The following is a 26,637-nucleotide window of genomic DNA, read 5'->3' as shown; positions in this document are numbered from 1 at the left end:
ACGATAGTTTCATAGCGCGGACAATAACGCCGCATTTGAAACGCTTTGATGACAAATGACGGCGGTCGCAGTTACCGCTTGAGCAATGTTTGCTCGGCCATGATCCGCTGGATAACCCGCGGATCGCTCTTGCGCGAAATCTTGACCTGGAGCGGTTCGGCGGCGCCCGACACCCAGATTTTCATGTCGGCATCGAGGTCGAACGTGCCCGCTGTTTCCAGCGAGAAACGAACAACCGATCGCCACGGCACCGACTGAAACTCGACCTTCGATCCGGTCAGTCCCTGCACGTTGACATAGATCAGCCGCTGATCGGTCAGCAGCACCGAATCGCGGATGGTGCGAAAGGCCGCGAGGATGTTTTCACCGGCGATCAACGCGTGTCCGAACTCGGCCGACGCCGATGTGACGTCCAGATCGCTGGCGCTGAACAATCCCATTAGAGCGGGCCCATTAGAGCGGGCCCATCAGAGCAGCCGCTCGTTGACGACCTTGCCGCCCTGCGTCAGGCGGATCGCATTGCCGATTTCTTCGTCGAGCACCGGCTTGCCCGCTTCCTTGTCCCAAAAGGCCGAGAGGAAGTTGAACAGGTTGCGGCTGAACAGCGCGCTGGTGTCGGCGGGCATCAGCGCCGCGATGTTGCTCGCGCCGATGACGGTAACGCCGTGGATGCGCTTTGCTTCGCCGGGGACCGACCCTTCGACATTGCCGCCGCTTTCGGCCGCCATGTCGACGATCACGCTGCCGGTGCGCATCGTCGCCAGTTGCGCGTCCGAAATCAGCCGCGGCGCGGGGCGCCCGGGGATCAGCGCGGTGGTGATGACGATGTCCTGCTTGGCAATGTGCGACGATACCAGTTCGGCCTGCGCCGCCTTATATTCGTCGGACATTTCGGTGGCATAGCCGCCGGCGCCCTCACCCTCGATCCCCGCGACGCTCTCGACGAAGATCGGCTTGGCGCCGAGCGACATGATCTGCTCCTTGGTCGCGGCGCGTACGTCTGTCGCGCTGACCTGCGCGCCCAGGCGACGCGCGGTTGCAATGGCCTGAAGGCCCGCGACGCCGACGCCCATCACGAACGCCTTGGCGGCGCTCACCGTCCCGGCGGCGGTCATCATCATCGGAAAAGCCCGCCCATAGGCGTTCGCCGCCATCAGCACCGCCTTGTAACCGGCAAGGTTCGCCTGGCTCGACAGGATGTCCATCGATTGCGCGCGCGTGATGCGCGGCATGAATTCCATCGCCAGCGCCTCAAGTCCCAGCGCCGCATAGCCATCGATGCGGGCACGCTCTCCGAAAGGGTTCAGCCCGGCGGCAAGCCAGGCGCCATCGGCAAAGCCGCTCAGCCCCTTGGGGTCCGGCCCCTGAATCGCGAGGATGATGTTCGCGCCCTTAAGCACATCGGCGCGGCTGCCGACACTGGCGCCCGCCGCGCTATAGTCGGCGTCGGCGACCGAGGCGGCTTCACCTGCCCCCGATTCGACGGAAACTTCGGCACCCAAGCCAATGAATTTCTTCACGGTTTCGGGGGTCGCGGCGACGCGGGCTTCGCCGGGGGCGAGCTCCTTCAGGACAGCGATGCGCATGTTGATCCGGTCAGGAGATGATGAGAACGACGAAAACGGTCACGATCGCGGTGATGATCGATCCGACTTTCAGCAGGCTCAGAAAACCCGAATAGGTTTCGCTCGCTGCCTTCATTTCCTGTTCCGCCATGGCTCTTTCCCCTTCAGCCGCCGCCTTCCTCGGCACAGGCGCGCCGCGCCCGGCCCGGAATCGGCCTTCGCGCCGGTCTTAGCTACGCCGCCGCTGATGCTCAAGTGCCGCTTTGGCTGTCCGCCGTAAAAGAAGAACGGCCTTAATCGCCCCTTTACCCGTGTGGCCTACATCACTGCGCTTGAGCGGAGGAATCGGCATTACGACGCCGAACAAGGGCAGATTCGAAACGATGGCAAGCACGCGCGACACGCGAACAGTGATGATCGTCGACAGCGAGCCGGCGCAGCAACGCTTTCTGGCGGCGCTGGTGTCGCGCGGCGGCTGGCGCAGCATTGCCGCCGCCGACACCGACACCGCGCTCGCCAAGCTGGGTACCCAGGAAGGCATGGCGCTCGACGCAGTGCTCGTCGATCAGGGCGCGCCGGGCATGGACATGGCCGAGTTTGTCGCCGAATTGCGCCGCTGGCGGCCCGCCCTCCCGCTCGTCGTCATCACGATGCGGAACGGGGTCGAAGTCGCGGTCGGCGCCATGCGCGCCGGGGCGAGCGATTTCGTCCAGAAACCCATCGCCCCCGACCGCCTGCTCGAAGCGCTCGACCGGGTCGTATCGACCGGCGGGCCGCAGGGTGAGCTTCGCCCTCTGACCGAAAAACTCCGCGCGCCGTTGGCATTCGAGGAAATCATCGGCTCCAGCCCCAATTTCCGCAGCGCGCTCGCCATCGCCGCTAAGGCCGCCCGCGCGCGGGTGCCGGTGATGATCAACGGCCGCCCTGGCACCGGCAAGGAAGTGTTTGCCCGCGCCATCCACAGCGCTAGCCCACGCGCCCGCGGCGCGCTGGTGATGGTCGATTGTTCGGCGGTATCGCCGGGACTGATCGGATCGGGGCTGTTCGGCCATGAACGCGGCGCCTTTGCCGGCGCTTTCGATCGGCAAGTCGGGCGGCTCGTGCAAGCCGACGGCGGCAGCGTGATCATCGACCATGTCGAATGCATCCCGCTGGAAACCCAGGCCAAGCTGGTCGAGTTCATCAACACCGGCGAAGTCCAGATGATCGGCGGCACGATCCGCCAGAGCGTCGACGTCCGCATCATCGCGACCAGCACCAGCCCACTCGAAAAGCTGATCGAGGCGGGGCATTTTCGCGAAGACCTGTTTTACGCGCTGTCGAGCGCGCAATTCACCCTGCCCTCGCTGTCCGAACGCCGCGGCGATGTCGGCCCGCTCGCGCGGCATTTGCTGGCGCGGATCGGCGGCCTGCCTGGCATGGGGCCGATCGGGGTCACCGACGACGCGCTGCGCCTGCTCGCCGCCTATGCCTGGCCAGGCAATGTGCGCCAGTTGCAGGACGTGCTGTTCCGCGCCGCGGTCGGCAGCAAAACCGATGTGCTGACCAGCGCCGATTTCCGTGCGATCGAAGCCACCCTCGGCGGCGGCAGCCTGACCGGTGAAGGCGAGATCGCGATCAACGGCGAAGCGATCGGCGTCACCCTGTATCTGCCCGACGGCAACCTCCGCCCGCTCGAAGAGATCGAGGCCGATGTCATCCGCCTCGCGATCGGCCATTATCGCGGCCGGATGAGCGAAGTCGCCCGCCGCCTCGGCATTGGCCGCTCAACGCTCTATCGCAAGCTCAGCGACCTCGGCATCGACACCGCCGCCTGACGCGCCTAATTGCGGCGGCATGACCCGCCGTTTTTCGAACAAAGCCGCCCTTATCACCGGCCATGCCTCGGGCATCGGCGCCGCGACTGCGACGCTGCTCGCCAACGAGGGCGCCCAGATCATCGGCGTCGATCTGTCGCAGGGGCAGGACGTCGGCGACCCTGCGCTGTGGCAAGGGTTGACGGGCGGTCTTGCCAACATTGACATAGCCGTCGTCAACGCGGGCATCGCGACCGCCGCGCCGCTGATCGATCTCGACTTTGCCGACTGGCGCCGCACCCTGTCGGTCAACCTCGACGGCGCGATGCTCAGTGTCCAGGCGGCGATGCGCGCGATGATCGCGCATGGCCGCGGCGGCGCGATCGTCATCACCGCGTCGATCGCCGGACTGAAGGCTGAACCCGGCACGGCTGCCTATGCCGCTTCGAAAGCGGCAGCGATCCATCTGGCGCGTGTCGCCGCCAAGGAAGGGGCACCGCACCGCATCCGCGTCAACGCAATCGCGCCGGGCGGCGTCGATACGCCGATCTGGGACGACATGGAATTTTTCGCCCAAATGGTCACGCAGCTTGGCAGCCGCGCCGCCGCTGCCACGGCGATGGCGCAAATCGCCACACCGCTCGGCCGCTGGGCGACCGCCGACGAAATCGCAGCGCAGATCGCGTTCCTGCTGTCCGATGCCGCCGCCACCATCACGGGCAGCGTCTTGGCCAGCGATGGCGGTTACAGCCTTTAAACCCGTCAGGCGTTTGCGACGGATTTCAATATATCGTCGGTCGATTGGCCCGTCAGCGTCTTGGCAATCTCGCCCACCAGCGCGGCTTCCAGCGTCTTGTGATACAGCTTGCGCATCTCGCCCAGCGTGCTCGGATCGGCGATCACTACCAGCTGCTTGATCTTGTTCGACAGCACCGCGGCGTTCAGCGCTTCGGCCACCGACGCGGCATGGCCTGCTTCGGCATTTTGTCGCGGCGTGTCACCCTGCCCGGCATTATGCGCAGATTCACCGTTCGTCGGCAGGTCGATCGCCTTCAGGCTCGGCTCCTGTTCGCTGCCGCTGTTACGGAACAGTTGGAATTGGGTGCCGTCGGCGACAACGACATGCGAGCCGGAGGGGAGTTGCATAAATATCTCCTGGGAGGATCGGCGCCGTGTTGGCACCATGGTCCCAAAAGATACGCAGGAGGGCGGCGAGAGTTGCCTCGCTTCGCCTCAACCGGTAAGCGCCGCGTCGCGCAGCCCGCGCCATACCCGCAGCGCCTGGCGGTTTTCGGGTATGTCATGGACACGCAGCAATTGGGCGCCCTGCGCCGCCGCCTGATAATGCAGCGCGACGGTGCCGCCGAGCCGCTGGTCGGCCGCAGCCTCGTTATCCAGCGCCCCGATCATCCGCTTGCGGCTGGCGCCGAACAAGATCGGACAGCCCAGGGTGTGGAACAGCGCCAGCCCATTGATCACCGCCAGATTGTCGGCGACGCCCTTGCCGAAGCCCAGCCCCGGATCGACGATGATCTTTGCCGGATCGACGCCCGCCGCGACGCACGCCGCGACCCGCTCGGCCAGCATGTCGTAGACGTCGAACAGGGCGTGCGTGTAATCCCCGCCTTCATGCGGATCGCTCTTGGCCGACGGCGCATGCATCAGCACGACCGGGCATCCCGCAGCCACCACCACCTCCATCGCGCGATCGTCATAGCGCAGCGCCGACACATCGTTGACGACCGTCGCCCCGGCAGCAAGCGCCGCCGCCATCACCGCGGCCTTGCGGGTGTCGATCGAAACCGCGACGCCGCCCTTTGCTAGCGCCGCGACAACGCCCTCGACGCGCTGGATCTCATCGCCGTCCCAGATCAGCGGCGCGCCGGGACGGGTCGATTCCCCGCCAACGTCGATGATCGCCGCGCCCGCGCTCGCCATGACAAAGCCTGCATCGGCTGCGGCGACGGCATCGACATGCTTGCCGCCGTCCGAAAAACTGTCGGGGGTGACGTTGAGGATGCCCATCAATTGCGGTTCGTTCAGCCGCACCATGCGTTCACCGAGTTGAAGCGCGCCGCGCGGGCGCATCAACCCGGCGCGCTGTGCCGTCGCGGCCGCGGCCAATTGGTCGGGCATCGCCGCGATCCAGTCGGCCCATTCGGCGACGGTGACAATCGCCGCTTTGACGCTGGCGCCATCGCGCAGGCTGATGTGCCAGGCGGCGAACCAGACCATGGTGTCGCCGATCCTCAGGCAATGATCGCCCAGTTCATGCGGCCGATCGACAAAGCAGGTGGGGCGGCAATAGATTTTTGCGGTCGCGGATGCCGCACCGAGGTCGGGTTTGGTTAACGGTTGGAACATGCCTATCCCTTTACCCGTCATTGCGAGCGAAGCGAAGCAATCCAGGGCGGTTTACGCTACTCTGGATTGCTTCGCTTCGCTCGCAATGACACTGTAATGTTACGCCTCGTTGGCCAGCAACCAGTCCTGCCGCACCGCGTCGATCATCCGCAATTGCTTGCCATCATCGACGTGCCAGAAGGTCCAGCCGTTGCAACTCGGCGCACCCTGAACCCCGGCGCCGACCTTGTGGATCGACCCCGCGGGCTGGCCGTCGCAATCGAGGCTGCCATCGACGCGCACCTTGGCCTTCCAGCGCCGCTTGGCGTCGGTCAGCAGCGTCCCCGGCGCGATCAACCCGTCCGAAACCAGCATCCCGAACGCGACGCGTGTCGCCGCCTGCGGCGCCATCATCGTCTTCACCGCGCTCTCATCCAATGGCAGCGCCATTTCGATACGTTCCTTCGCCGCCGCAATATAATCATCCTCGCGCTCGATCCCGATGAAATGGCGGCCGAGGCGCTTGGCGACTGCGCCCGTCGTGCCGGTCCCGAAAAAGGGATCGAGGATCACGTCGCCGGGGTTCGAGCAGGCGAGCAGGATACGATAGAGCAAGGCTTCGGGCTTTTGGGTCGGATGGACCTTGGTCCCGCCTTTTTTCAGCCGCTCCTGACCGCCGCAAATCGGGATCAGCCAATCGGAGCGCATCTGCAATTCGTCGTTCAGCGTCTTCATCGCGCGGTAGTTAAAGGTGTAGCGCGCCTTCTCACCCATTGACGCCCAGATCAGCGTTTCATGCGCGTTGGTAAAGCGGGTGCCCTTGAAATTGGGCATCGGGTTGGCCTTGCGCCACACGATGTCGTTGAGGATCCAATAGCCATTGTCCTGCAGCGCGGTGCCGACCCGGAAGATATTGTGATAGCTGCCGATCACCCACATGCTGCCGCCCGGCTTCAGGATACGCTTCGCTTCCTTCAGCCATGCGTGGGTAAACCGGTCGTATGTCGCCAGACTGTCGAACTTGTCCCATTCGTCGGTGACTGCATCAACCTGGCTGCCGTCCGGGCGATGCAGATCGCCGCCGAGTTGGAGGTTATACGGCGGATCGGCAAAGATCATGTCGATCGACGCCGCGGGCAGCGAGCGCATCATCTCGATGCAATCGCCCTGCAGGATGCTGTCGAGCGGTAGCTCGACGGGCGCCGTCATTGCCGCCCGCTGCTTTACCGCCGGGGTCTTGACCCGTTCCATCACACCCATGTTTTGCCCCCGCGAAGATCCGAAAGAAGCCCCTGATGAGTCCGGCGGAGTCCGCCGTCAAGCGCAGAAGTCTAGGGATTCCGCGTCACTAACTGGTTAACGAGATGAGAACGAAACGAGTCTGACACAGCATATGGAGTCCGGCGCGACTCGGGGACTCAACGGGTGGTGGTGTGGCGGGGAGGACTCAGTGGTGGAAAAAAGTTCGACTTGATCCTCCCTGTGACGAAGTCATGGGGAGGGGGCAGCGCCTCAAACAACATCCATCGTCATTGCGAGCGAAGCGAAGCAATCCAGAGCGGTTACCGTAGGCTCTGGATTGCTTCGCTTTGCTCGCAATGACGAAAATAATTCCGGGCTAAATCCCCGGATCGACCACGGTCAGCTCTACCGACCGCTCCCACAACTCTCGCGACAGCGTCGCATCACGCGCAGTGCGCGTCGCGCGCGCCGGCCCCGATCGCCCTGATACTTCGCCCAGACCCTGCGGCCCCAGATAGTCGCCGCCTTGGACATGCGCGCCGGTCGCCGCCTGCAACGTCGGCCACGCACCCTGCGCCGCACTGTTGAAAAAAGGCGCGGCGAGCGGCGTCATCGTACGCAGCGGCATCGGTAGATGGCGGGTCAGTTCGGTGATCGCGACCCCCGGATGGCACCCGATCGCCTGGGTCGACCGCCCCGCGGCGCTCAACCGCCGGTCGAGTTCGAACATGTGCAGCAGGTTGGCGAGCTTGCTGGCCTGATAGCGCGGCAATTTATGGTAGCTGCGCGCCGCCGACAGGTCGCTGAAATCAATCTGGCCGCCCTTGTGCGCCAGGCTGGCGGTGATGACGATACGGTCGTCGATATGGCCATGGACCAGTCCGGTGAAAGCAAAGGTGCCAAGATGGTTGACCCCGAATTGCAGTTCGAAGCCCTGCTTTGTCAGCGTTTTCGGCGGGATCATCACGCCGGCGTTGTTGACCAGCACGTCGATTCGTGGCCCCGCCAGCACGGCTTTCGCCGCCTCGCGCACCTGTTCGAGATCGGCGAGGTCAAGCGGCTGAAACGACAGTTCGGCATTGGGCACATCCGCGCGGATCCGGTTCATCGCAGCGTCCGCGCGATCCAGATCGCGGCAGGCCAGGATCACGTGCGCGCCGCGCGCCGCCAGAACCTTGGTCGTTTCGAACCCGATCCCCGCATTGGCACCGGTAACCAGAAAGATACGCCCGGTCTGCGCCGATACGTCATCGGCGGTAAATCCCCTGCTCATCGCGCGCTCCTGCGTTTCAGACCAGCTGCATTTGTGCGACCGGGGCAAAGCTGGTCCGGTGAAGCGGCGTCGGTCCATATTGGCGCAGCGCCGCGAGATGCTGGGCGGTACCATAACCCATGTTGCGCTCCCAGCCAAAGCCCGGGAAATCCTGCGCCGCCGCGACCATGAAACGGTCGCGATGCTCCTTGGCGATGATGCTCGCCGCCGAAATGCAGGGGTGCAGCGCGTCGCCGCCGATAATCGCGCGCGCGGCATAGCGCCAGCGCGGCAAGCGGTTGCCGTCGACCAGCACCTCGCTTGGTTCGACGCCGAGCGCATCGACGGCGCGCGTCATCGCCAGCATCGTCGCTTGCAGGATGTTGATCCCGTCGATTTCCTCGACGCTCGCGTCGCCAACGCCCCAGCGGCAGCGCGCCTTGATCTGCGTTTCGAGTTCAGCGCGGCGTTTGCCGCTGAGCTTCTTGCTGTCGTCGAGCCCGGCAATGCCTTCGGGACACATGATCACCGCCGCAGCGACCACGGGCCCCGCCAGCGGCCCCCGCCCGGCTTCGTCGACCCCGACGATCATCGACTGCTGCTCAGCAAACCGAACCCCCGCTTCCGTTCGTCTCGAGCGAAGTCGAGACACGGGCAGGCCAGCACAAACTCAACCTGACTCGACTTCGCTCGACACGAACGGGACAAAATAGCGCCGACCCGTACTACACCCGCCACGGCGGATACCTGCGATATTCTCCCGCCTGATACAGGCAGAGCCGGTTGCCCGCCGGATCGCTTAGCCGCGCCTCGCGCCAGCCCCAATCCTCATCGCGCGGCATCTGGTCGAACCGCACCCCGCGCCGCGCCAGATAGGCGACCCACGCATCGAGCGCGCCGCTTTCCAGATAGGTCGTCGCCCCGCCCGCCACGCCGTCGCCGACATGGATTGACAGCGTCACGCCATTGGCCGCCTCGAACCGGGCATATCCATTGTCCCGGCTATCGACGATCTGCTTCAGCCCCATCTGCTTGTAGAAAGCGACCGATGCCGCATAGTCGCTCGCGGGCAAGGTGAACTGGTTGAGCGCCGGGCCGGTGAACAGCCCGTCGTTGCGCACATATTGCTGCCCCATCGGACCATGACCCGCGCCCAGCCCCGGCGCGTCGAGCAAGGACAGTCGGACAAAATCGCGCGCCCGAGCAATTGCAGGCTCCAGCGGCATGCCCTGCGCCAAACCGCAGGCGATCGCGCTCGCCAGCGTGCAGCCGGTGCCGTGGCTGTGCGGGGTGTCGATCCGCGGCGCTTCCCAGCGCGCGACCTCGCCTTCGCCGGTTTCGAGCAAGCGATCGACGACCGTTTCGCCCGCGGCATGGCCGCCCTTGACCAGCAAGGAACAGCCGTGCGCGAGCACCGCATCCTCGCCGCCGAGCGCCTCCAACTCGGGCAGGTTTGGCGTCGCGACCATCGCGCGATCGAGCAGGGCACGAAAGGCATCGATCGTCGCCGCGTCGGCCAGCACCGACCCACTGGTCGCGACCATCACCGGGTCGAACACCACCGCCGCCTGCGCCAGATCGGACTGGGTCAGCCGCTCTGCCACCGCAGCCGCGGTCGCGGCGCTGCCGATCATGCCGATCTTGACCGCATCGACGCCGATATCGGACGCGACGCTGTCGATCTGTGCCAGCACCATGGCGGTCGGCACTGGGTGAACGCCCTGGACCCCCAACGTATTTTGCGCCGTGATCGCAGTGATCGCGGTCATCACATGACCGCCGAGCATCGTTACCGCCTTGATATCGGCCTGGATACCCGCACCGCCACCGCTATCCGACCCGGCGATGATCAGGACGCGCGCGGTCACAATATGATCTCCACATTTTCGTCATGCCGGACTTGATCCGGCATCCTTCGCCGCGCGGGCGTCATGGACCCCGGATCAAGTCCGGGGTGACGAAGCGGGCGCGGCGTCAAACCTTGTATTTCCGTACCGTCGAGCCGGGGTATTTCGCCAGGATCGCGCCTTCGCGCAGCGGCCGGTCGAGCAGGTCGCCACCGCAATTGGGGCATTGTTCGTCCAGCCGGTCGGCGCAATTGGCGCAAAAGGTGCACTCCATCGAACAGATGAAGGCACCGTGCATGTTCGCGGGCAAATCCTTGCCGCATTTTTCGCAATCGGGTCGCATTTCAAGCATGATAAGTCTCTTTCGGTTCTGATGAAGTTTCGGATTATGCGGTCGCCTCACGCACCGCGTCGCAAATCATGTCGACGACGCGCTCGACCTGTCCGGCGTCGTCGCCTTCGGCCATCACGCGGATCAGCGGCTCCGTTCCCGAAGGGCGGATCACCAGCCGCCCGCGCCCGGCGAGCAACGCTTCGCCCTCGGCGATCGCCGCCTGAACCTTGCTATCGTCGAGCGGTTCTCCACCCGCGAAGCGGACATTCTTCAAAAGCTGCGGCACCGGGTCGAACTGATGCAGCAACTCGCTCGCCGGTTTGTCCGCCGCGACCAACTCGGCCAGCACCTGCAAGCCTGCCAATGTGCCGTCACCGGTCGTCGCATAGTCCGACAGGATCATATGCCCCGACTGTTCGCCGCCGACGTTGAAGCCGCCTGCCTTCATCCGTTCCAGCACATAGCGATCGCCGACCTTGGTTCGTTCGACCCGCAATCCTTCACTCTCCAGGAAACGCTCAAGTCCCAGGTTCGACATTACCGTCGCGACGACCCCGCCGCCTTTCAGCCGCCCCTGCCGCGCCCAGCTGGCCCCGATCAGCCCCATGATCTGGTCGCCGTCGACAATCTTGCCCTTTTCATCGACGACGATCAGCCGGTCGGCATCGCCGTCGAGCGCGATGCCGATGTCGGCGCCGCTTGCCACCACGGTTTCCTGAAGCAGGGCGGGCGCAGTCGAGCCGCATTTGTCGTTGATGTTGGTGCCATTCGGCGTCGTCCCGATCGCCACCACATCGGCGCCCAGTTCCCAGAACACCGTTGGTGCGCTGTTGTAGGCGGCACCGTTGGCACAATCGAGCACGATCCGCAGCCCGTCGAGCCGCACCGATTCGGGCAGGCTCTGTTTCACAGCATGAATATAACGACCGCGCGCGTCCTCGATCCGCTTGGCGCGCCCGATATGCGCCGGGTCGGCCAGCTTCGGCTGCTGCGCGAGCAACAGTTCGATCTGCGCCTCATCCTCGTCGGATAATTTATAGCCATCGGGGCCGAACAGCTTGATGCCATTGTCGTAAAAGGGATTGTGGCTCGCCGACAGCATCACGCCCAGGTCGGCGCGCATCGAGCGGGTCAGCATCGCGATCGCCGGGGTCGGCATCGGCCCGACCTGCACCACGTCCATGCCGACGCTGGTGAACCCGGCGACCAGCGCATTTTCCAGCATATAGCCCGACAGCCGCGTGTCCTTGCCGATCACCACGCGATGCTTGTGGTCGCCGCGCAAGAAATGGGCGCCCGCCGCCATGCCGACGCGCATCGCGACCTCGACGGTCATCGGGATCTGGTTCGTCAGTCCGCGAATCCCGTCGGTTCCGAAAAACTTGCGCATGCCACCTCTGCTACTTAAGCCGAACGGGACCAATGCCTGCCCGGCTGCTTCGGGAAGGCCCTAAGTCACCCTCTTTTGCTTGGCAAGCTGGCCAGAAACATCGCCGGGAGAATATGGCTTGAAATCGGCATGGATCATCCTCTCGGCGCTGGTCGCCGGGATGCTGCTGGGAATCGGCATCGAACTGGTCGCGCCCGACGCGGGCACCGCATCGCTGCCCTTTGTCGAACCGATCGGGCTGCTGTGGCTCAACGCGCTGAAGATGACGATCGTCCCGCTGGTCGTCGCGTTGCTGATCACCGGCATCACCGCGACCGCCGACGCCGCGCGCGCGGGTAAGCTCGCGGCGCGCGCGGTGATGACCTTCCTCGCCGCGATCTTCATTTCGGGGTCGATGTCGCTGTTGATGACGCCGCTGCTGCTGCGGCTGTTTCCGCTCTCGACCGGCGCCGCCGACGCGCTGCGCAGCGGCCTTGGCGGCACCAGCGAAGCGGGACCATCGCCGACCTTTGGCGACTTCCTGCTCTCGCTGATCCCGACCAACCCGATCGCCGCCGCCGCCGACACCGCGATCCTGCCGCTGATCGTGTTCACCACCATCTTCGCCTTCGCGATCACCAAGCTCGAACCGGTTCAGCGCGCGACGTTGTCGGGGCTGTTCAAGGCGCTGGGCGATGCGATGCTGATCGTCATTGGCTGGGTGCTCGCACTCGCGCCGATCGGCGTTTTCGCGCTCGGCTATGCGCTCGCGGTCAAGGCAGGAATCGCGGCGTTCGGCGGCCTGATCCATTATGTTCTGATCCTGATGGGAATCGGGGTCAGCTGCCTGATCCTCGGCTTGGCCCTCGCCTGGCTGGTCGTCGGCATATCGTTACCGCGTTTCATCCGTGCGATGGTGCCGACGCTGGCGGTGGCGATCAGCACCCAAAGCTCGCTCGCCAGCCTGCCCGCGATGCTCAAATCGTCCGAAGAACTCGGCGTCGATCCGAAGAAGGCCGACGTCGTGCTGCCACTCGCGGTCGCGCTGTTCCGGTTCACCAGCCCGGCGATGAACCTGGCAGTGGTCGTCTATGTCGCGTGGCTGTTCGGGGTCGAGCTGACCCCATGGGAGATGGCGGTCGGGCTGGCGGTGGCGATGGCTGCGGCGCTCAGCTCGGTCAGCCTGCCCGGTTCGATCAGCTTCGTGACCTCGATCGCGCCAATCGCCGTGTCGATGGGCGTCCCCGTCGCGCCGCTCGGGCTGCTGGTCGCGGTCGAAACCTTCCCCGATATTTTCCGCACCCTCGGTAACGTCGTCGGCGACGTCGCCGCCACGAAATTTGCGGCCGATGGCATCGAAGACGCCGAACCCGCAGGAGAGACCCCATGAAATACCGCAAACTCGGCCACGGCCTCGAAATATCGGCCATCGGCATCGGCTGTATGCCGATGATCAAGGGCGGCAATATCCTTTATGGCGAGGCCGCCGACCTCGATGAATCGACCGCGACGATCCACCGCGCGATCGACCTTGGCGTGACCTTTTTCGACACCGCACAAATCTATGGCCCGTTCAGCAACGAGGAATTGCTGGGCGCCGCGATCAAGGGCAAGCGCGACGGCTTGGTCATCGCGACCAAATTCGGGTTCAAATTCGACGGCAATCAGATTGTCGGGGTCGATGGCTCGCCCGCCAACGCACGCGCCTCGTGCGAAGGCTCGCTCCAGCGGCTCGGTATCGACACGATCGACCTGTTCTATCAGCACCGCGTCGATCCTGCGATCCCGATCGAGGAAGTTGTCGGCGGAATGATGGAACTGGTCCGCGAAGGCAAGGTGCGCCACATCGCGCTGTCCGAAGCCGGCCCCGAAACGCTGCGCCGCGCCGCGAAAGCCGCGCCGATCACCGCGCTGCAAAGCGAATATTCGATCTGGGAGCGCGACATCGAGGACGAGATCTTAGGCGTCTGCCGCGAGAATGGCATCGGCTTCGTTCCCTATTCGCCGCTCGGCCGCGGCTTTCTGGCGGGCGCGGTGCGCAGCCGCGACGAACTGCCCGAGAATGACTGGCGCCGCAACGACCCGCGCTATTCGGACGAAAACCTGCCCGCCAACTTGGCGATCGTCGATGCGATCGGCGCGGTGGCGGACAAGCATGGCGTGTCGAACGCCCAGATCGCGCTCGCGTGGCTGCTCGCGCAGGGCGACGACATCGTCCCGATCCCCGGCACCAAGCGCCGCGCGACGATGGAGGACAGCGTCGGCGCCGCCGATGTAACGCTGACCGCCGATAACCTCGCGGCGATCGAGGCGGCGGCGCCCAAAGGCGGCACCAGCGGCCCGCGCTATGGCGAAATGGGCATGCGGATGGTGCGGTTGTAGAGCATCAGAACCGCCTTAAGCCCGTCATTGCGAGCAAAGCGAAGCAATCCAGAGCGGTTTACGCCAGCTCTGGATTGCCGCGTCGCTTCGCTCCTCGCAATGACGTTGGCCTAGGACATTTAGCGAAGCGCGTTGTCGGTGCTTCCTAACCCCTCAACCTTCTCCACCAACACATCGATCTTGTGATGCAGCCGCATGATCTCTAGTTCGGCGCGCAGATTGATCTCGTAATCCAGGCTGGCGGCCAGCCGGTCTTTTGCCGAAGCCCGGTTCTGGCTCATCATGATGATCGGCGCCTGCACCGCCGCCAGCGTCGACAGCATCAGGTTCAGGAAAATGAACGGATAGGGATCGAACGCCATCCCCCAGCGCGCCAGCACTTCCGAATTGAGCAGCATCCATCCCAGCAGCACCACGGTGAACAGGATGATGAACCCCCACGACCCGCCCACCGCGGCGACGCGATCGGACAGGCGCGCGCCAAAGCTCGCCTCGGCATCGTCCAGATCGCCCGCGTCGCGGCTCGTCGGTTCATGCGCGGCGATCGCGGCGATGACGCGGCGTTCCTCGGCATCGAGTTCGTCATAGCTCCGCCCGAGCAGCCGCAGCGCGAGATCAGAGGCGTGCACGTCGGCGTTCATCCCACCCAGCGCCAGATGCCCGCGACCATATAGCCAAGCGCGCCGTGCCCCCACGTCGCGGCCAGCCAAACGACAAGGCCGCCGAACAGCGCGTGCGGGCGCGGGATGGTGTCGCCCCATGGCGTCGCGCCGCTGATCTGCCGCGCGAACGGCACAAAGCTCGTCCGAGCCGCCCAATGCCGCCAGCTGTCACCCATCAGCCGCGCTTTCTTGCCGTCCTGTCCCGCCGACCCGAACAGCGCGAGAAAAACGATTGTGCCGGACAGGATGATCTGCGCCTCGGTCGGCATCACCATGATGTGGGCGACCGCCCACAGCGCGAAGCCCCACATCATGGGGTGGCGGGTGATCGCGAAAACCCCGCGCGGGGCGTTCTGCGCCGCGGCGGCGGCGCTTGGCGCGGGCAGCGCCGGATTGCCGATCAGCGACCCCATGAACAGGATGCTGGCGAACAGGACCAGCACCGACGCGACAATCCACAGCGCATCGCCGACCGCCCACAACGGCGGTTCGGGCGGCATCCCGCGCCACGCTTGCACGACGAGGACGAACGTCGCGATCGCGACGATCGAATAGACGATCTGGAACCCGCGTTCGCCCAACCGGTTGGCCAGTCCATCGCGCAACGGATGCGACAGCGCCAGGTGCGAGCCGACGAACAAAACGCAGGTGGTGATCAAAAGCGACATCGGTTGCATGGAAAGCCCCTCTCCTGCCAGAGGACGCCCATACCATGAATGTCATCGCGGCGAAGGCCGGGATCTCGCCGCTGCGTTATCGAGCCACGGTGAGATCCCGGCCTTTGCCGGGATGACGAACAAGACGATTGGCGTCCAACCTATCTATCATACGCTTTCGGCAACGCGCCTTCCTGCGGCGTCGCATAGCGATCGCGCAGGCGGTCCTGCCGCGTCGTCAGCGACTGTGCCTTGCCGTCGATCCAGATCGCGGTCGGACGGCTGCCCAGTTCCAGCGGATCATTATCCCACACCACGACGTCGCCGACGCGGCCGGGGCGCAGCGAACCGATGCTGGCTTCCATACCGACCGCGCGCGCCGGGGCGCTGCTGATCGACGCGAACGCCTGATCCCACGTCATCCCGCTGGCACCGGGCACGCGCGCCAGCCCGACCAGATTACCCGCATATTGCGTCGCATAGCCCATCTTGTGGGCGTCATCGTCATCGAAGACCCCGACCGACACATCGACCCCCGCAGCTTTCAAGCGGCCGGCGTTCGATTGCGTCGCGCCCAACTGCTCGAAACTCGACGGCAGGTCGGTCAGCGGCGAGACCAGCACCGGCACCTTCGCCGCCGCCAATTCGCGCGCGACCAGCCAACCTTCGGTCACCCCGACCAGCACCAGCTTCAGCGCCGGAAACTCGCCCTTCAGCTTGACCACATTCAGAATGTCCGATGCCCGGTCGACCCGCACGAACAGCGGCGTCACGCCAATGATCACCTGCACCAGCGCGTCGGCATCGGCGCGCTGGATCATCGCGTCATTGCCCCACTCAGCAAGCGTCGCGGGGTTGCGGGCATAGCTACGCGCCGCCAGCAATTGTTCGCGGAACAACAGGAAGGTCGCGGCGCGGCTCCCCCCTGCCTTCGCCGATCCATCCTCGCCGAACGCCACAAACTGCAGCGCGCGCGGCTTGGTCACCATGTCCATGTCGTCGGCCAGGTCGACGACCGCGCCTTGGCCTGCGAACAAATTGCTGCTGCCCCCCGGCGCGACGATGGCGCGGGTGACGCCCGAGGCGCGGTTGACCGCGACCGGCGAACCCATTGGATTCAGCGCCGGCGCAATATCGAGCCCCGCCGAAAAGCGGGTGCGCGGCGCATTGCGATCGTTGGTGCCGCCGACTGCATCGACCTCGACCAGCCCGACCCGGCTGAACGCCGCGACGATCCCCGGGGTGACCCAGCGGCCCCCGGCATCGACGCGCTCGATCCCGGCGGGGACGGCAACGCCCACCCCTGCCGCAACGACCTTGCCGCCGCGCACGACGACGGTTCCGCCGTCGATCGGCGCGCTGCCGTCACCGATGACCAGCTTGGCGTTGGTGATCGCGATATCTTGGGCCGCAGCCGGAACCGCGATCAGCGCCGCGGCGGAAAGAAGCAGCGCGCGGATCATTTCACATCTCCCTCGCCGGGCTGACCCAGCTCGAAATCACTCACCGGTCGGCGTTTCGGATCGAACGCATCGAACATCAGCGCGCCATCGACCCATACTTTTTCGGGCCGGGTATAGGCGCTGAACGGATTGCCGTTCCACAGCACGACGTCGGCCATCTTGCCCGGCTTCAGACTGCCCGTCTTGTCGCCGATGCCCAGCGCCTTGGCGGGGTTTAGCGACAGCCAGGTCCATGCCACCTCGTCGCTGACGTCGATCCCCATGCGGCGCCCCGCAGCGCGCGCTTTCGCGGCCTCCTGATTGAGCCGCTGAATCTGGTTGGCGTCGTCCGAATGGACGATGGTGCAGGCGCCCGCCTTGTACACCAGCGGAATATTCTCGTTCACGCTGTCATAGGCTTCCATCTTGAAGCCCCACCAGTCGGCCCACATCGCCGAACAAATGCCTTCTTTGGCCAGGATGTCGGCGATCTTGTAGCTTTCGACCGCGTGGTGAAAGGTCGATACCTTGTAGCCGAATTCCTTCGACATATCGATCACCAGCGCCATCTCGTCGGCGCGGTAGCAATGATTGTGGACCAGGATTTCGCCGGCCAGCACCCCGGCCAGCGTTTCCATCGCCAGATCGCGATCGACGGCTTTGCCATCGTCCATCTTCTTCTTGTACGCCGCGGCCTTCTGCCACGTCGCGCGGTTGACCGCGAAATTGCCCATGCGGGTCGACGGCGCGCGGCCCTTGCCGCCATAAACGCGCTTCGGATTCTCGCCGCACGCCATTTTCATGCCGTAAGGCGCGCCGGGGAATTTCATCCCCTGTACCGTGCGCGACGGGACGTTCTTCAGGGTGATCGAGCGCCCGCCCATCAGGTTGGCGCTGCCCGGCAGCACCTGTAGCGCGGTGACGCCGCCATTCGCCAGCGCGCGGCTGAACCCCGGATCCTGCGGCCAGACGCTATGTTCGGACCACACTTCGGGGGTCGTCGGCGACGTCGCCTCGTTGCCGTCCGAATGCGCCTCAACGCTGGGCGAGGGATAGTCGCCGAGATGGCTGTGGATGTCGATGATTCCGGGGGTGACGAACTTGCCGGTCCCGTCGATCACGTCGAAGTCAGCCGGGATCGCGGTGTCGGCGCCGCCGACCGCCTCGACGTTGCCTTTCGCAAACAGCACCACGCCATTGTCGATGCGGCCGCCTTCGCCGTCAAAGATGGTAACGCCGCGCACCGCGGTCGGCCGCCCGCCATAGGGGCGATAGGTCGACGGATAGGGATCCTTGTTAAACTTGACCGGCTTTTCGGTCGCGGCGGGCTTGTCGCCCGCCGAAGCCGTTTCCTTGCCAGTTGCCGCACAGCCGACAAGCACCAGCGACACCGCAGCCAGCAGGCTGCCCTTCACGCCCCGGACCATCGCTTATGCTCCCTTGGGTTCGGGATGAACGCCCGCGGCCTGCGGTTCGCCGAGCTCGCCTGCCCCGGCAACCTCGTCGCGGTCGCGCAGCGTGTCGAGATGCATCCACCGCTTCACGATCGGGCTGACCAGCAGCACCGCGACTGCGGCGCCGATCGCGATCCAGCCAAACAGTTCATAGATGTCGAGCAAGCCTTGCTTGGTCATCTGGCCATCATGGCCGCCGGTCGCCTCGCCGATCTTGCCGGCGACGAAATTGCCGACCGCGGTCATGTAGAACCACGCGCCCATGATCAGCGACGCCAGGAACGTCGGGGCCAGGCGGTTCATCGCGCTAAGCCCGACGGGGCTGAGGCACAACTCGCCGGTAGTGGCGAAGAAATAATAAGCGAACACCAGCAGCACCGGCGTCATTGCGGCGACGCCATAGGCTTCGGCGCCCCACACCAAAACCAGATTGGCCAAGCCCATCTGCGCCAGCGCCAGTCCGAATTTGGCCGGAGCCGACGGTTCGGTGCCGCGTTTGCCCAGCCAGCCCCACAGCGCAGCAAACAGCGGCGCGACGAGGATGATGATGATCGGATTGATCGACTGGAAGATCCCCGCCGGAACGCCGCCGCGGTCGACGAAGCGGTCAGTGAACAGGTTCATCGATCCGCCCGCCTGCTCGAACAAGCCCCAGAACAGCGGGTTGAGACTGATCAGGAACAGGATCGCGAACATGCGCTCGCGCGGCTCTTTTTCCAGCTTGAAACTCTCATAAAGGACATAACCGAGCAGCGCGACGCCCGACACCGCGAGCAGCGACTGGATGATGTCCTGATACTGCACCAGCGCCCAGATCACCGCGACCGCGGCAAAGCCGATGCCATAGATGGTGAACTCACGCGATTTGGCGAGCACCCGCGGGGCTTCGCCCGCGCCGTGCAGCGCTTTCTTGCCCAACACGAAAACCACCAGACCGGCGAGCATCCCGATACCGGCGAGCCCGAAGCCGAAACCCCAACCGATCGTCTGCCCCAGATAGGCGACGAGGATGGTGCCGAGCGCGGCGCCAGCGTTGATGCCCATGTAAAAGATCGTGTAGGCGCTGTCGCGGCGGGTATCGGTCAGCTTGTACAACTGGCCGACCATCACCGAGATATTGGCTTTCAGGAAACCCGAACCGACGATGATGAAGGCAAGCGCCGCCCAGAACACGTTGATCGTCGGATCATTCTGTCCGCCGACGCCCTCGACCGCCATCAAGCTATGCCCTGCGGCGAGCAGCACGCCGCCGAACAGCACCGCCTTGCGCTGGCCCAGATAGCGGTCGGCCAGATAGCCGCCGAGCACCGGGGTGATATACACCAGGCTGGTATAGGCGCCGTAGATCAGGCTGGATTTGCTGTCGCTGAACAGCCAGTGCTGGGTCAGGTAGAAAATCAGGATGGCGCGCATGCCGTAATAGGAAAAACGCTCCCACATTTCGGCAAAGAACAGCATGTAAAGGCCTTTGGGGTGGCCGGCGAATTCGGGCTTCCTGCTGGTCGCGATCAACGCGCCGACGGTCAGAAAGACCCCCAATAGGACCAGCGCGATTACCGCGATCCAGTCGCCCTCTTGCCAGAGGCTTACATCTTTCATCAAAGCGTCCCTTTTCCCATTTATCGTGGGCGCGGCTCCCCGCCGCGCGAATGGGGCAACCTAGCGCGAAAATTGCGTATGGGAAGAATCTAATTACGCGGGAAACCATCGATCCATCGCATGAGGGCCCGCGAATCGGGCTTGCGCGCCCGCCGCCGCGCCGCCACAGGAACATGATGTTCAACGACACCACCTCGCTCCGCGCTCACCTCGCCACCCGCCGCTCGGGCAAGGCGCGCGACATGGTTGCCCCGGGTCCCGACGCGGCCCAATTGCGCGACATCATCGCCCTGGCGCTGCGCACGCCCGACCATGGCAAGCTCGCCCCATGGCGCATCGTCACCGTTGCGGCAGACCAGCGCGACACGTTCGCGGCGCGGCTCAAGTCGGCATGGGTGCAAGAAAATCCCGGCGCCGTCGGGCTAGATCTGTCGGCGCTCGATCAGTTCGCGCATCAGGCGCCCAGCCTGCTCGTGCTGTTGTCGACGCCCGTGAAGGACAGCAAGATCCCGGTGTGGGAACAGCAGATGTCGGCCGGCGCGGTCGGCATGAACCTGCTCCACGCCGCGCACGCCCACGGCTTCGTCGGCAGCTGGCTGACCGGTTGGGCCGCCTACAACCCGCAGGTCGCCTCAGCGTTCGACGCGGGCGACGGCGACATGATTGTCGGCTATTTCTTCATCGGCTCGCCGTCCCGTGATCTCGACGAACGGCCACGCCCCGAATATGACGACGTTGTTCGCGCTTGGGAAATTTAGTTACGCCATATTGCCAGACTTTGTAATAACCGGCATTTGACTGTGCTGCTGTCTTATGGCATTAAAGCGGCATGTTGGATCAATCGAAACCGGTATATCAGCGTCTGCGCGATGTCATCGCCAACGCGATCCTCGACGGCAATTTTCGCGACGGCGACATGCTCCCGTCGGTCCGCTCGCTCGCCGCCGAAGAAGGCGCCAATCCGCTCACCGTCGCCAAAGCGTATCAGACCTTTCAGGACGAAGGGCTGGTCACGGTCAAGCGCGGCGTCGGCATGTTTGTCGCCCCCGGCGCCACCGAACGCCTGCGCGGCCTGATGCGCGCCGATTTCCTCGCGAATGTCTGGCCGCCGGTCGCCGACCAGATGCGCCGCATCGGGCTTGACGCACGGACGTTGCTGGATCTGACCGAGGCCTGATCATTTGGGCGTTGTTGGAGTGGGGAGCTGCCCTCATATTTTCGTCACCCCGGACTCGATCCGGGGTCCATGCGGCGTTGCACCGCCCTATGCTGAGAGGGCGAATGGATCCCGGATCAAGTCCGGGATGACGACAGTTTAGGCCAGTCACCAGTCGTAACCAGCCATTCCCGCTATCGCCCGGCCTGCGCGGCTTTCTCGCGCAAATCCGCCGCCGCCTGCCCGTCGCCGCGCCGCTCCAGCAAATCCGCATAAAACGCCATCACCCCGCCATTCAACGGCTGTAACCGATATGCCCGGTCGATCAGCGGCAGCGCGCGGTCGGTGTCGCCCTTTGCCGCCCACGCCCGCGCCAGCTCGCGCAGCACTACGGCATCGCGGTCGCCAATGCGGCGCCGCACGCGCTCGAAATGCGCGATCGCCTCGTCCCAATGTTCGATGTCCATCGCCAGATGCCCGGCAAGCCGGTCGGCGGCGATGCTCGATGGCTGGCTGTCGCGCAGCGCCAGGATGGCGGCACCTGATCCCGCCGCATCGCCGGCGCGGAACAGCGCGTTGGCCAGCCGCAACGTCGTGCGTTCGCTCGCATCGAGGTCGCGCGCCGTGCGATACGCCTGCACTGCCAGATCGAACCGCCCGCCCGCCAGCGCGGCATCGCCCAGCAATATATGGGCGTCGGCGACCCCGCGATTGGCGTCGCGCAACTGCGCGGCGCGGGCGATCGCCGACGCGCTATTGCCGCGCAAGATGTCGGCGGCAACCGCCGGGATCGCGACCGCCGGGTTCAGCGGCGCGGCATCGGCGGCTTGCGTCAACACGCCATAGTCATCGCTCGGCGCGAACGGCAGTGCCTCGCCGCGGCTCAGCGTCGCCGCCCGCGCCAGAAAATCACCCGCTTCGCCGCGCCGCCCCAATTCGCTCGCGGCCCGCGCCGCCAGCAACAGCGACCAGCTGTCGGCATCGGGGCGGTCGACGATCGGCAGCAGCGCCTCGATCGCGCCGTCCGCGTCGCCATCAGCCCAGTTGGCGACCGCCAAGATGCGCCGCGCCGTGAGATTATAGGGCTGTTCGATCAGCAGCCGGTCGGCCCATGTCGCCGCCACCGCCTCACCGCCCAGTTCCAGCTCGACGATAGCGCTCAGCAGCATGAACCCCGGCAAATTGTCGAGCTCGCCGCGCGTGCGTTGCAACAGACTGCGCGCCAACCGATAATTTTCGGCCCGCGCCGCAAGCACCGCTTGCAGGTAAAACAGTCGCGGATCGCGCGGGACGATCGTCGCGGCATGGCGCAGCGCGGTCAGCATATCGCGGTAACGCCCCAGATCGCCCAGCGTCGCGGCCTGGTCGATCAGCGCGTCGGCGTTGTCGGGATCGGCCGCCAGCGCCTGATCATACCATTTGAGCGACGCGGTCAGCCCATCTTCGGTGCGGATCAGATTGGCCTTATACGCCAATGCGCCGCTATTCGCCTTGTCGAGTTCGATCGCGTAATCGATCGCATCGCGGGCGCCCGCGGTGTCGGCATTGGCGCCGCGAAAGCGCGCGACATCGACCCACAGCGCCGAATTGCGCGGCAGGTCGCGCACCGCCCGGTCATAGGCATCGCGCGCTGCGTCAAGGTCGCCGCGCGTTAGATGAACATCGCCCGCGACCCATGCCGCCTCGCCGATCATTTCGGGAATGATTGGCCCGGCGTCGATCGTCTCCAGCGCGCGCTGCCCCTCCCCCTGCATCGCATAGGCGCGCGCCAGCAGCGGGCGCAGCGCCGCCGCATTGCCGCCCGCGCTGAGCGCGCCCTTTACCGCCGCCTCGGCACCGACGCCGTCGCCCAGCTGGATCGCGACCCGCGCCAGTTCGACGCGCGCCGCAATCGCCTGCGGATTATCGGCAATCGCCGTCTGCAATTCGGCGCGGCGCTCGGCGAAGCCTTGACGCGGCGCGTCGGGACGCGCGTAGCCGCATCCGGCCAGCACCACCGCGATCAGCAGCGTGCTTGTCCAGGCGCGACCCGGCGTCATTCAGGCGTGCATCCGATATTGCTTCAGCAAATCGTACAGCGTCGGACGACTGATCCCGAGCAGCTTCGCAGCGGCCGAAATATTGCCCTCGCTCTGCGTCATCGCGCGGCGGATCGCGACGCGGTCGGCGGCCTCGCGGGCACTGCGCAGATTCAGCCATGCTTCCTCGCCGTCCGCCGCCGCGCCGCTCGCGAGATCGAGATCGTCTTTGCCGACCAGCTTGCCGTCGGCCATGATCACCGCGCGTTTGATCCGGTTTTCCAGTTCGCGGACATTGCCCGGCCAGCGCCCCTCGTCGATCGCCTGCAACGCGTCGGGGGCAAAGCCGCGCACCGCCGGGTTCATCTCGGGCGCATATTGATGCAGGAAATGGCGCGCGAGCAGCACGGGGTCGCCCGGCCGTTCGGCCAGCGACGGGATTTTCACCACCATTTCGGCCAGCCGGTAATAAAGGTCGTCGCGAAAGCTCTGCGCCGCGATCATCGCGTCGAGGTCGCGGTGCGTCGCGCATACGATGCGGGTATCAACCGCAATCGGTTTTCGCCCGCCGATCCGTTCGATCGTCCGCTCCTGTAAGAAGCGCAGCAATTTGACCTGTAGCGGCAGCGGAATATCGCCGACCTCGTCGAGGAACAGGGTGCCGCCATGCGCCAGCTCGATCTTGCCCTCAGTGGTCTTGACCGCGCCGGTAAACGCCCCTTTTTCGTGTCCGAACAATTCGCTTTCGAGTAGATTTTCGGGGATCGCAGCGCAGTTGATCGCGACAAACGCTCCATCGCGCCGCCCGCTCGCTTCGTGCAGCCCACGCGCCAGCAATTCCTTGCCGGTGCCGCTGGCGCCGAGCAGCATCACGCTGACATCCAGATTGGCAACGCGCTCGATCGTCCGCGCGACCTTTTGCATTTCGGGGGCGCCGCTGATCATGCCGCCGAGCACGCGATTGTCGCTACTCCCCTGCTGCGCCAGCCGCGCATTCTCGACCTCCAGATCGCGGACGTGAAATGCCCGCCGCACGATCAGGCCCAGTTCGTCGATGTCGATCGGTTTCTGGTAAAAATCCCACGCCCCGTTGGCGATCGCGGCCAGCGCGCTGGCGCGTTCGCCATGCCCTGACACGACGATTACCTTGGTGTCGGGCTTCGCTTCCAGGATCGCGGTCAGCGTGCGAAAGCCCTCGCGTGTGCCGTCAGGATCGGGCGGCAGCCCCAGGTCGAGCGTCACCACATCGGGCTCCTCGGCGCGCAACAACTCGATCGCGGCATCATGGTCGCCGGCGATCAATACGCGGTAATCCTCATACGCCCATTTGAGCTGCGTTTGCAGCCCGGGATCGTCCTCGACCACCAGCAAGGTGCGAATGGGGGCGGCGTTTTCGCTCATCTCATTACGGCTTTCATCAGTTTCGCGTCACTCCGCGCGTCGGCCAGCGGCAACCACAGGGTGAAACTGCTGCCTCTTCCCGGCTCGCTCTCGACGTCGATCGCGCCGCCCATCGCCTGCGCGATCTGCAACGCTTCGAACGCGCCCAGGCCAAAGCCGCCGTCCTTCGTCGACACAAAAGGTTTGAACAGCTCGTCGCGAATGAAGCTGCGTGTCATGCCGCTGCCCTGGTCGATCACGTCGATCCGCGCCCGGCCATGCTCGGCGACCGCCACCACCTGCACCGGGATGCCGACGTCCGAGGCATCGATTGCATTGGCGACCAGATGCTGAACAATCTGCCGGATCGACCCGGCATCGCCCCACGCCGACAGACCGGCCTGGCACCCGACGAACAGCGCCCGGCGCGGCAGCGCCTCGGCGGCGATCTCGTTCAGTATCGGCTCAATCAAGACCCGCCCGGCCTCCGCCGCCGGTCCGCGCGCGCGCGGCGCCAGCCGGACCAACAAGTCGCTCAGCCGCCCGGCGGAAATCTTGAGCGTCTCGACCATGTCGGCACGAAAATCGGGCTTGTCGGCGTGGCGTTCGGCGTTGCGCGCGAGCAGGCCAATCTGGCTCGCCAGATTCTTGATGTCGTGCATAATGAAGGCAAAGCGGCGATTGAATTCGTCGAACCGCCGCGCCTCCGACAGCGCCTCCTGGCTTTGCGATTCGGCCAAATAGCTCGCCGCCTGTTGCCCCGCGATGCGCAGCACGTCGAGATCTTCCCAGTCCAAGGCGCGCGATACCGCCGGGCGGTGCAGCACGGCGACCGCGATCATGCGCTGGAAATGCAGAATCGGCACCACGACCCACGCCCGGGTGTCGGCGATCAGCCAGTCGGGGATGGCAAGATTGTCGTCCGCTGCATTCTGCGCTGACTTTCCCCGACGCTCGGCGTCCAGGTCGACGATGTGCCGCGTCTCCTGCAACATGAATGCCGATCGCAACGACAATGTCGCATCCTCCGCTTCGGCATCGATCGGCCAATGCCATTGCTCGGCGACCCGAAAGCTGCCTCCGGCCCCCGGCAGCATCAGCAACGCGCCGGGACTGCCGGTCAGTTCGGCCAGCGCCTTGGCTACGCGGCGATGCAAGTTGCGATCGTCCTCGCCGCCATCGCCGTTGGCGCCATGACCCAAAGTCGCGGTAAAGCGCATCCATTCGGTCCGATAGTCGTAGCGATGCTCGAAAAGATGTTTGGTGATCATCACCGACAGCCACGCGCGCACGCGCGCCGACACGATCAGCAAGCCCCCGGTGCCCAGCGCCACGACCAGCGAGGCCGCCTGCGCCAGTTCGGCATAATCGCCGCCGATCAGCCGCGCGATCGCGCCGGTCAGCCCGATGACGACCAGATACGCCGCTGCGCCCAGCAGGATCAGCGTTCGCATCGCCGCGGTCCGCGACAATTGCATCCGCTCGCGCCCGATATCCATCGCCGCGACAATATAGGTCGGCAACATCAGCAGCACGACCGCGGGCAGCAACTGGATCAACGTCGATGCGCTCTTGCCGGTCAGCGCCCCGATCAGCTGAACGTTCAATTCATACGCCCACAGCATGGCAAAGCCACCGGCAACCGCCATCACCGGCGTCCGCAATCCGGCGCTGGCATGGCGGACTCCGCTATCGACGATCAACAGTCCGCCGGTGGCAACGATCATCGCCGCAAAGGTCATCGTCGGCGTCATCCACGGCGCCGCCGCTGCGCCGGCCCGCCAATGCGCCGCGGCGCCCAGCACCAGCGTCAGCAGGCAAATCGTCACCAGCATCCGCAGGATCAGCCGCAGCGGCCGCGACATCGGCGCCCCCGATGACCAGAAAGTCGTGCTCAGCCAGCCCAGCATCGCGAGGTCACGCAGCGCCTGCGCCACCATCGCCTGCGACGATCCGGGTCCGAACAAGGCGAGGGGCGCACACCATAGTGCGGTCGCGCCGGCCGCGACCGTCAGCATCCACGGCGTCGGCATCAACGCCGACATCCGCGCCGATGGCCGCGCCAGCAACCACAGCGTGGCGGCTGAAAAGCCGACCAAGGCCAACACCGACAGAATTTCCGACACCCCACCGAGCATGA

25 protein-coding genes are annotated in these 26,637 nt (G+C 65.2%); 6 read left to right on the top strand and 19 right to left on the bottom strand.

Annotated elements, in window-relative coordinates; all coding sequences use genetic code 11:
• Positions 1 to 71 precede the first annotated feature (71 nt).
• From J2X44_RS09310 to J2X44_RS09300, 3 genes are read right to left on the bottom strand one after another with little or no spacing between them, the layout of a single operon-like run.
• Entirely contained in the window at positions 72 to 440 is a 369-nt protein-coding gene (locus tag J2X44_RS09310) for a PH domain-containing protein (protein WP_310089225.1), read from the bottom strand.
• Between the two features lie 27 nt (positions 441 to 467).
• Positions 468 to 1,586, bottom strand: coding sequence for an NAD(P) transhydrogenase subunit alpha (locus J2X44_RS09305; protein WP_310089224.1), 1,119 nt, complete (start codon positions 1,584 to 1,586; stop codon positions 468 to 470).
• Between the two features lie 10 nt (positions 1,587 to 1,596).
• Entirely contained in the window at positions 1,597 to 1,716 is a 120-nt protein-coding gene (locus tag J2X44_RS09300) for an aa3-type cytochrome c oxidase subunit IV (protein WP_310089223.1), read from the bottom strand.
• 232 nt (positions 1,717 to 1,948) lie between these two features.
• Here J2X44_RS09300 and J2X44_RS09295 point away from each other — a divergent pair, with 232 nt between their 5' ends.
• Together J2X44_RS09295 and J2X44_RS09290 are read left to right on the top strand one after the other, a co-directional pair.
• The gene (locus J2X44_RS09295) at positions 1,949 to 3,382 is read left to right on the top strand and encodes a sigma-54 dependent transcriptional regulator (RefSeq protein WP_310089382.1); all 1,434 of its coding nucleotides are present in this window, start codon (positions 1,949 to 1,951) and stop codon (positions 3,380 to 3,382) included.
• 19 nt (positions 3,383 to 3,401) lie between these two features.
• Positions 3,402 to 4,118: an SDR family oxidoreductase gene (locus J2X44_RS09290; RefSeq protein WP_310089222.1), complete on the top strand. Its 717-nt coding sequence runs from the start codon at positions 3,402 to 3,404 to the stop codon at positions 4,116 to 4,118.
• A 5-nt stretch (positions 4,119 to 4,123) separates the two neighbouring features.
• On the opposite strand, the gene J2X44_RS09285 is transcribed toward J2X44_RS09290, so the two are convergent.
• The 8 genes from J2X44_RS09285 to glmM all read right to left on the bottom strand — a co-directional run bounded on the left by J2X44_RS09285 (position 4,124) and on the right by glmM (position 11,769).
• The gene (locus J2X44_RS09285) at positions 4,124 to 4,507 is read right to left on the bottom strand and encodes a host attachment family protein (RefSeq protein WP_310089221.1); all 384 of its coding nucleotides are present in this window, start codon (positions 4,505 to 4,507) and stop codon (positions 4,124 to 4,126) included.
• Between the two features lie 87 nt (positions 4,508 to 4,594).
• Positions 4,595 to 5,725, bottom strand: a complete 1,131-nt coding sequence (gene folP / locus J2X44_RS09280; RefSeq protein WP_310089220.1) for a dihydropteroate synthase — start codon at positions 5,723 to 5,725, stop codon at positions 4,595 to 4,597.
• A gap of 99 nt (positions 5,726 to 5,824) precedes the next feature.
• The gene (locus J2X44_RS09275; protein WP_310089219.1) at positions 5,825 to 6,964 is read right to left on the bottom strand and encodes a site-specific DNA-methyltransferase; all 1,140 of its coding nucleotides are present in this window, start codon (positions 6,962 to 6,964) and stop codon (positions 5,825 to 5,827) included.
• 358 nt (positions 6,965 to 7,322) lie between these two features.
• Positions 7,323 to 8,219: an oxidoreductase gene (locus J2X44_RS09270; protein ID WP_310089218.1), complete on the bottom strand. Its 897-nt coding sequence runs from the start codon at positions 8,217 to 8,219 to the stop codon at positions 7,323 to 7,325.
• A gap of 16 nt (positions 8,220 to 8,235) precedes the next feature.
• On the bottom strand, positions 8,236 to 8,790 hold the full coding sequence (locus J2X44_RS09265) for a ribonuclease HII (protein ID WP_310089217.1): 555 nt from the start codon (positions 8,788 to 8,790) through the stop codon (positions 8,236 to 8,238).
• Between the two features lie 133 nt (positions 8,791 to 8,923).
• Complete coding sequence (thiD, locus tag J2X44_RS09260) at positions 8,924 to 10,066, bottom strand: bifunctional hydroxymethylpyrimidine kinase/phosphomethylpyrimidine kinase (protein WP_310089216.1); 1,143 nt, start codon at positions 10,064 to 10,066, stop codon at positions 8,924 to 8,926.
• A 106-nt stretch (positions 10,067 to 10,172) separates the two neighbouring features.
• Entirely contained in the window at positions 10,173 to 10,397 is a 225-nt protein-coding gene (locus J2X44_RS09255; protein WP_194952849.1) for a DUF1272 domain-containing protein, read from the bottom strand.
• 34 nt (positions 10,398 to 10,431) lie between these two features.
• The gene (glmM, locus tag J2X44_RS09250) at positions 10,432 to 11,769 is read right to left on the bottom strand and encodes a phosphoglucosamine mutase (RefSeq protein ID WP_310089215.1); all 1,338 of its coding nucleotides are present in this window, start codon (positions 11,767 to 11,769) and stop codon (positions 10,432 to 10,434) included.
• Positions 11,770 to 11,887: 118 nt separating this feature from the next.
• On the opposite strand from glmM, the gene J2X44_RS09245 reads away from it, so the two are divergent.
• Together J2X44_RS09245 and J2X44_RS09240 are read left to right on the top strand one after the other, a co-directional pair.
• Positions 11,888 to 13,138 (top strand): dicarboxylate/amino acid:cation symporter, encoded by a 1,251-nt coding sequence (locus J2X44_RS09245; RefSeq protein WP_310089214.1) that lies wholly within the window; start codon positions 11,888 to 11,890, stop codon positions 13,136 to 13,138.
• Complete coding sequence (locus J2X44_RS09240; protein ID WP_310089213.1) at positions 13,135 to 14,130, top strand: aldo/keto reductase; 996 nt, start codon at positions 13,135 to 13,137, stop codon at positions 14,128 to 14,130. Before J2X44_RS09245 ends, J2X44_RS09240 begins: the two co-directional genes overlap by 4 nt.
• 119 nt (positions 14,131 to 14,249) lie before the next feature.
• On the opposite strand, the gene J2X44_RS09235 is transcribed toward J2X44_RS09240, so the two are convergent.
• The 5 genes from J2X44_RS09235 to J2X44_RS09215 form a co-directional block, all read right to left on the bottom strand.
• Positions 14,250 to 14,771: a DUF1003 domain-containing protein gene (locus J2X44_RS09235; RefSeq protein WP_310089212.1), complete on the bottom strand. Its 522-nt coding sequence runs from the start codon at positions 14,769 to 14,771 to the stop codon at positions 14,250 to 14,252.
• Positions 14,768 to 15,460, bottom strand: coding sequence for an NnrU family protein (locus J2X44_RS09230; RefSeq protein WP_310089211.1), 693 nt, complete (start codon positions 15,458 to 15,460; stop codon positions 14,768 to 14,770). The genes J2X44_RS09235 and J2X44_RS09230 overlap by 4 nt, the downstream gene beginning before the upstream one ends.
• Positions 15,461 to 15,609: 149 nt before the next feature.
• Complete coding sequence (locus tag J2X44_RS09225; protein ID WP_310089210.1) at positions 15,610 to 16,911, bottom strand: amidohydrolase family protein; 1,302 nt, start codon at positions 16,909 to 16,911, stop codon at positions 15,610 to 15,612.
• A complete protein-coding gene (locus J2X44_RS09220) occupies positions 16,908 to 18,317 on the bottom strand; it encodes an amidohydrolase (protein WP_310089209.1) in 1,410 nt (469 codons plus the stop codon). The genes J2X44_RS09225 and J2X44_RS09220 overlap by 4 nt, the downstream gene beginning before the upstream one ends.
• Before the next feature lie 3 nt (positions 18,318 to 18,320).
• A complete protein-coding gene (locus J2X44_RS09215; protein WP_310089208.1) occupies positions 18,321 to 19,943 on the bottom strand; it encodes a peptide MFS transporter in 1,623 nt (540 codons plus the stop codon).
• A gap of 176 nt (positions 19,944 to 20,119) precedes the next feature.
• On the opposite strand from J2X44_RS09215, the gene J2X44_RS09210 reads away from it, so the two are divergent.
• Complete coding sequence (locus J2X44_RS09210; RefSeq protein ID WP_310089207.1) at positions 20,120 to 20,701, top strand: nitroreductase; 582 nt, start codon at positions 20,120 to 20,122, stop codon at positions 20,699 to 20,701.
• Between the two features lie 71 nt (positions 20,702 to 20,772).
• A complete protein-coding gene (locus tag J2X44_RS09205; RefSeq protein WP_310089206.1) occupies positions 20,773 to 21,120 on the top strand; it encodes a GntR family transcriptional regulator in 348 nt (115 codons plus the stop codon).
• Positions 21,121 to 21,293: 173 nt separating this feature from the next.
• Here the strand turns inward: J2X44_RS09205 and J2X44_RS09200 are convergent, their stop codons facing one another.
• The 3 genes from J2X44_RS09200 to prsK are packed head-to-tail and all read right to left on the bottom strand — an operon-like array spanning position 21,294 to position 26,635.
• Positions 21,294 to 23,138 (bottom strand): tetratricopeptide repeat protein, encoded by a 1,845-nt coding sequence (locus J2X44_RS09200; RefSeq protein ID WP_310089205.1) that lies wholly within the window; start codon positions 23,136 to 23,138, stop codon positions 21,294 to 21,296.
• A complete protein-coding gene (gene prsR / locus J2X44_RS09195) occupies positions 23,139 to 24,518 on the bottom strand; it encodes a PEP-CTERM-box response regulator transcription factor (protein WP_310089204.1) in 1,380 nt (459 codons plus the stop codon).
• Entirely contained in the window at positions 24,515 to 26,635 is a 2,121-nt protein-coding gene (prsK, locus tag J2X44_RS09190; RefSeq protein ID WP_310249253.1) for an XrtA/PEP-CTERM system histidine kinase PrsK, read from the bottom strand. The genes prsR and prsK overlap by 4 nt, the downstream gene beginning before the upstream one ends.
• Between the last annotated feature and the right edge of the window lie 2 nt (positions 26,636 to 26,637).

Source organism: Sphingopyxis sp. BE259 (genome assembly GCF_031457495.1).
Classification (GTDB): Bacteria; Pseudomonadota; Alphaproteobacteria; order Sphingomonadales; family Sphingomonadaceae; genus Sphingopyxis.
The sequence above is the reverse complement of the archived record's forward strand: the minus strand, read 5'-3'. Positions and strand labels throughout refer to the sequence as shown.

What these genes read in the sequence shown, in the direction of transcription:
- J2X44_RS09310 (WP_310089225.1), bottom strand. Translation starts at nt 440, where the DNA reads ATGGGATTGTTCAGCGCCAGCGATCTGGACGTCACATCGGCGTCGGCC.
- J2X44_RS09305 (WP_310089224.1), bottom strand. Translation starts at nt 1,586, where the DNA reads ATGCGCATCGCTGTCCTGAAGGAGCTCGCCCCCGGCGAAGCCCGCGTC.
- J2X44_RS09300 (WP_310089223.1), bottom strand. Translation starts at nt 1,716, where the DNA reads ATGGCGGAACAGGAAATGAAGGCAGCGAGCGAAACCTATTCGGGTTTT.
- J2X44_RS09295 (WP_310089382.1), top strand. Translation starts at nt 1,949, where the DNA reads ATGGCAAGCACGCGCGACACGCGAACAGTGATGATCGTCGACAGCGAG.
- J2X44_RS09290 (WP_310089222.1), top strand. Translation starts at nt 3,402, where the DNA reads ATGACCCGCCGTTTTTCGAACAAAGCCGCCCTTATCACCGGCCATGCC.
- J2X44_RS09285 (WP_310089221.1), bottom strand. Translation starts at nt 4,507, where the DNA reads ATGCAACTCCCCTCCGGCTCGCATGTCGTTGTCGCCGACGGCACCCAA.
- folP (WP_310089220.1), bottom strand. Translation starts at nt 5,725, where the DNA reads ATGTTCCAACCGTTAACCAAACCCGACCTCGGTGCGGCATCCGCGACC.
- J2X44_RS09275 (WP_310089219.1), bottom strand. Translation starts at nt 6,964, where the DNA reads ATGGGTGTGATGGAACGGGTCAAGACCCCGGCGGTAAAGCAGCGGGCG.
- J2X44_RS09270 (WP_310089218.1), bottom strand. Translation starts at nt 8,219, where the DNA reads ATGAGCAGGGGATTTACCGCCGATGACGTATCGGCGCAGACCGGGCGT.
- J2X44_RS09265 (WP_310089217.1), bottom strand. Translation starts at nt 8,790, where the DNA reads ATGATCGTCGGGGTCGACGAAGCCGGGCGGGGGCCGCTGGCGGGGCCC.
- J2X44_RS09255 (WP_194952849.1), bottom strand. Translation starts at nt 10,397, where the DNA reads ATGCTTGAAATGCGACCCGATTGCGAAAAATGCGGCAAGGATTTGCCC.
- glmM (WP_310089215.1), bottom strand. Translation starts at nt 11,769, where the DNA reads ATGCGCAAGTTTTTCGGAACCGACGGGATTCGCGGACTGACGAACCAG.
- J2X44_RS09240 (WP_310089213.1), top strand. Translation starts at nt 13,135, where the DNA reads ATGAAATACCGCAAACTCGGCCACGGCCTCGAAATATCGGCCATCGGC.
- J2X44_RS09235 (WP_310089212.1), bottom strand. Translation starts at nt 14,771, where the DNA reads ATGAACGCCGACGTGCACGCCTCTGATCTCGCGCTGCGGCTGCTCGGG.
- J2X44_RS09230 (WP_310089211.1), bottom strand. Translation starts at nt 15,460, where the DNA reads ATGTCGCTTTTGATCACCACCTGCGTTTTGTTCGTCGGCTCGCACCTG.
- J2X44_RS09225 (WP_310089210.1), bottom strand. Translation starts at nt 16,911, where the DNA reads ATGATCCGCGCGCTGCTTCTTTCCGCCGCGGCGCTGATCGCGGTTCCG.
- J2X44_RS09220 (WP_310089209.1), bottom strand. Translation starts at nt 18,317, where the DNA reads ATGGTCCGGGGCGTGAAGGGCAGCCTGCTGGCTGCGGTGTCGCTGGTG.
- J2X44_RS09215 (WP_310089208.1), bottom strand. Translation starts at nt 19,943, where the DNA reads ATGAAAGATGTAAGCCTCTGGCAAGAGGGCGACTGGATCGCGGTAATC.
- J2X44_RS09210 (WP_310089207.1), top strand. Translation starts at nt 20,120, where the DNA reads ATGTTCAACGACACCACCTCGCTCCGCGCTCACCTCGCCACCCGCCGC.
- J2X44_RS09205 (WP_310089206.1), top strand. Translation starts at nt 20,773, where the DNA reads ATGTTGGATCAATCGAAACCGGTATATCAGCGTCTGCGCGATGTCATC.
- J2X44_RS09200 (WP_310089205.1), bottom strand. Translation starts at nt 23,138, where the DNA reads ATGACGCCGGGTCGCGCCTGGACAAGCACGCTGCTGATCGCGGTGGTG.
- prsR (WP_310089204.1), bottom strand. Translation starts at nt 24,518, where the DNA reads ATGAGCGAAAACGCCGCCCCCATTCGCACCTTGCTGGTGGTCGAGGAC.
- prsK (WP_310249253.1), bottom strand. Translation starts at nt 26,635, where the DNA reads ATGCTCGGTGGGGTGTCGGAAATTCTGTCGGTGTTGGCCTTGGTCGGC.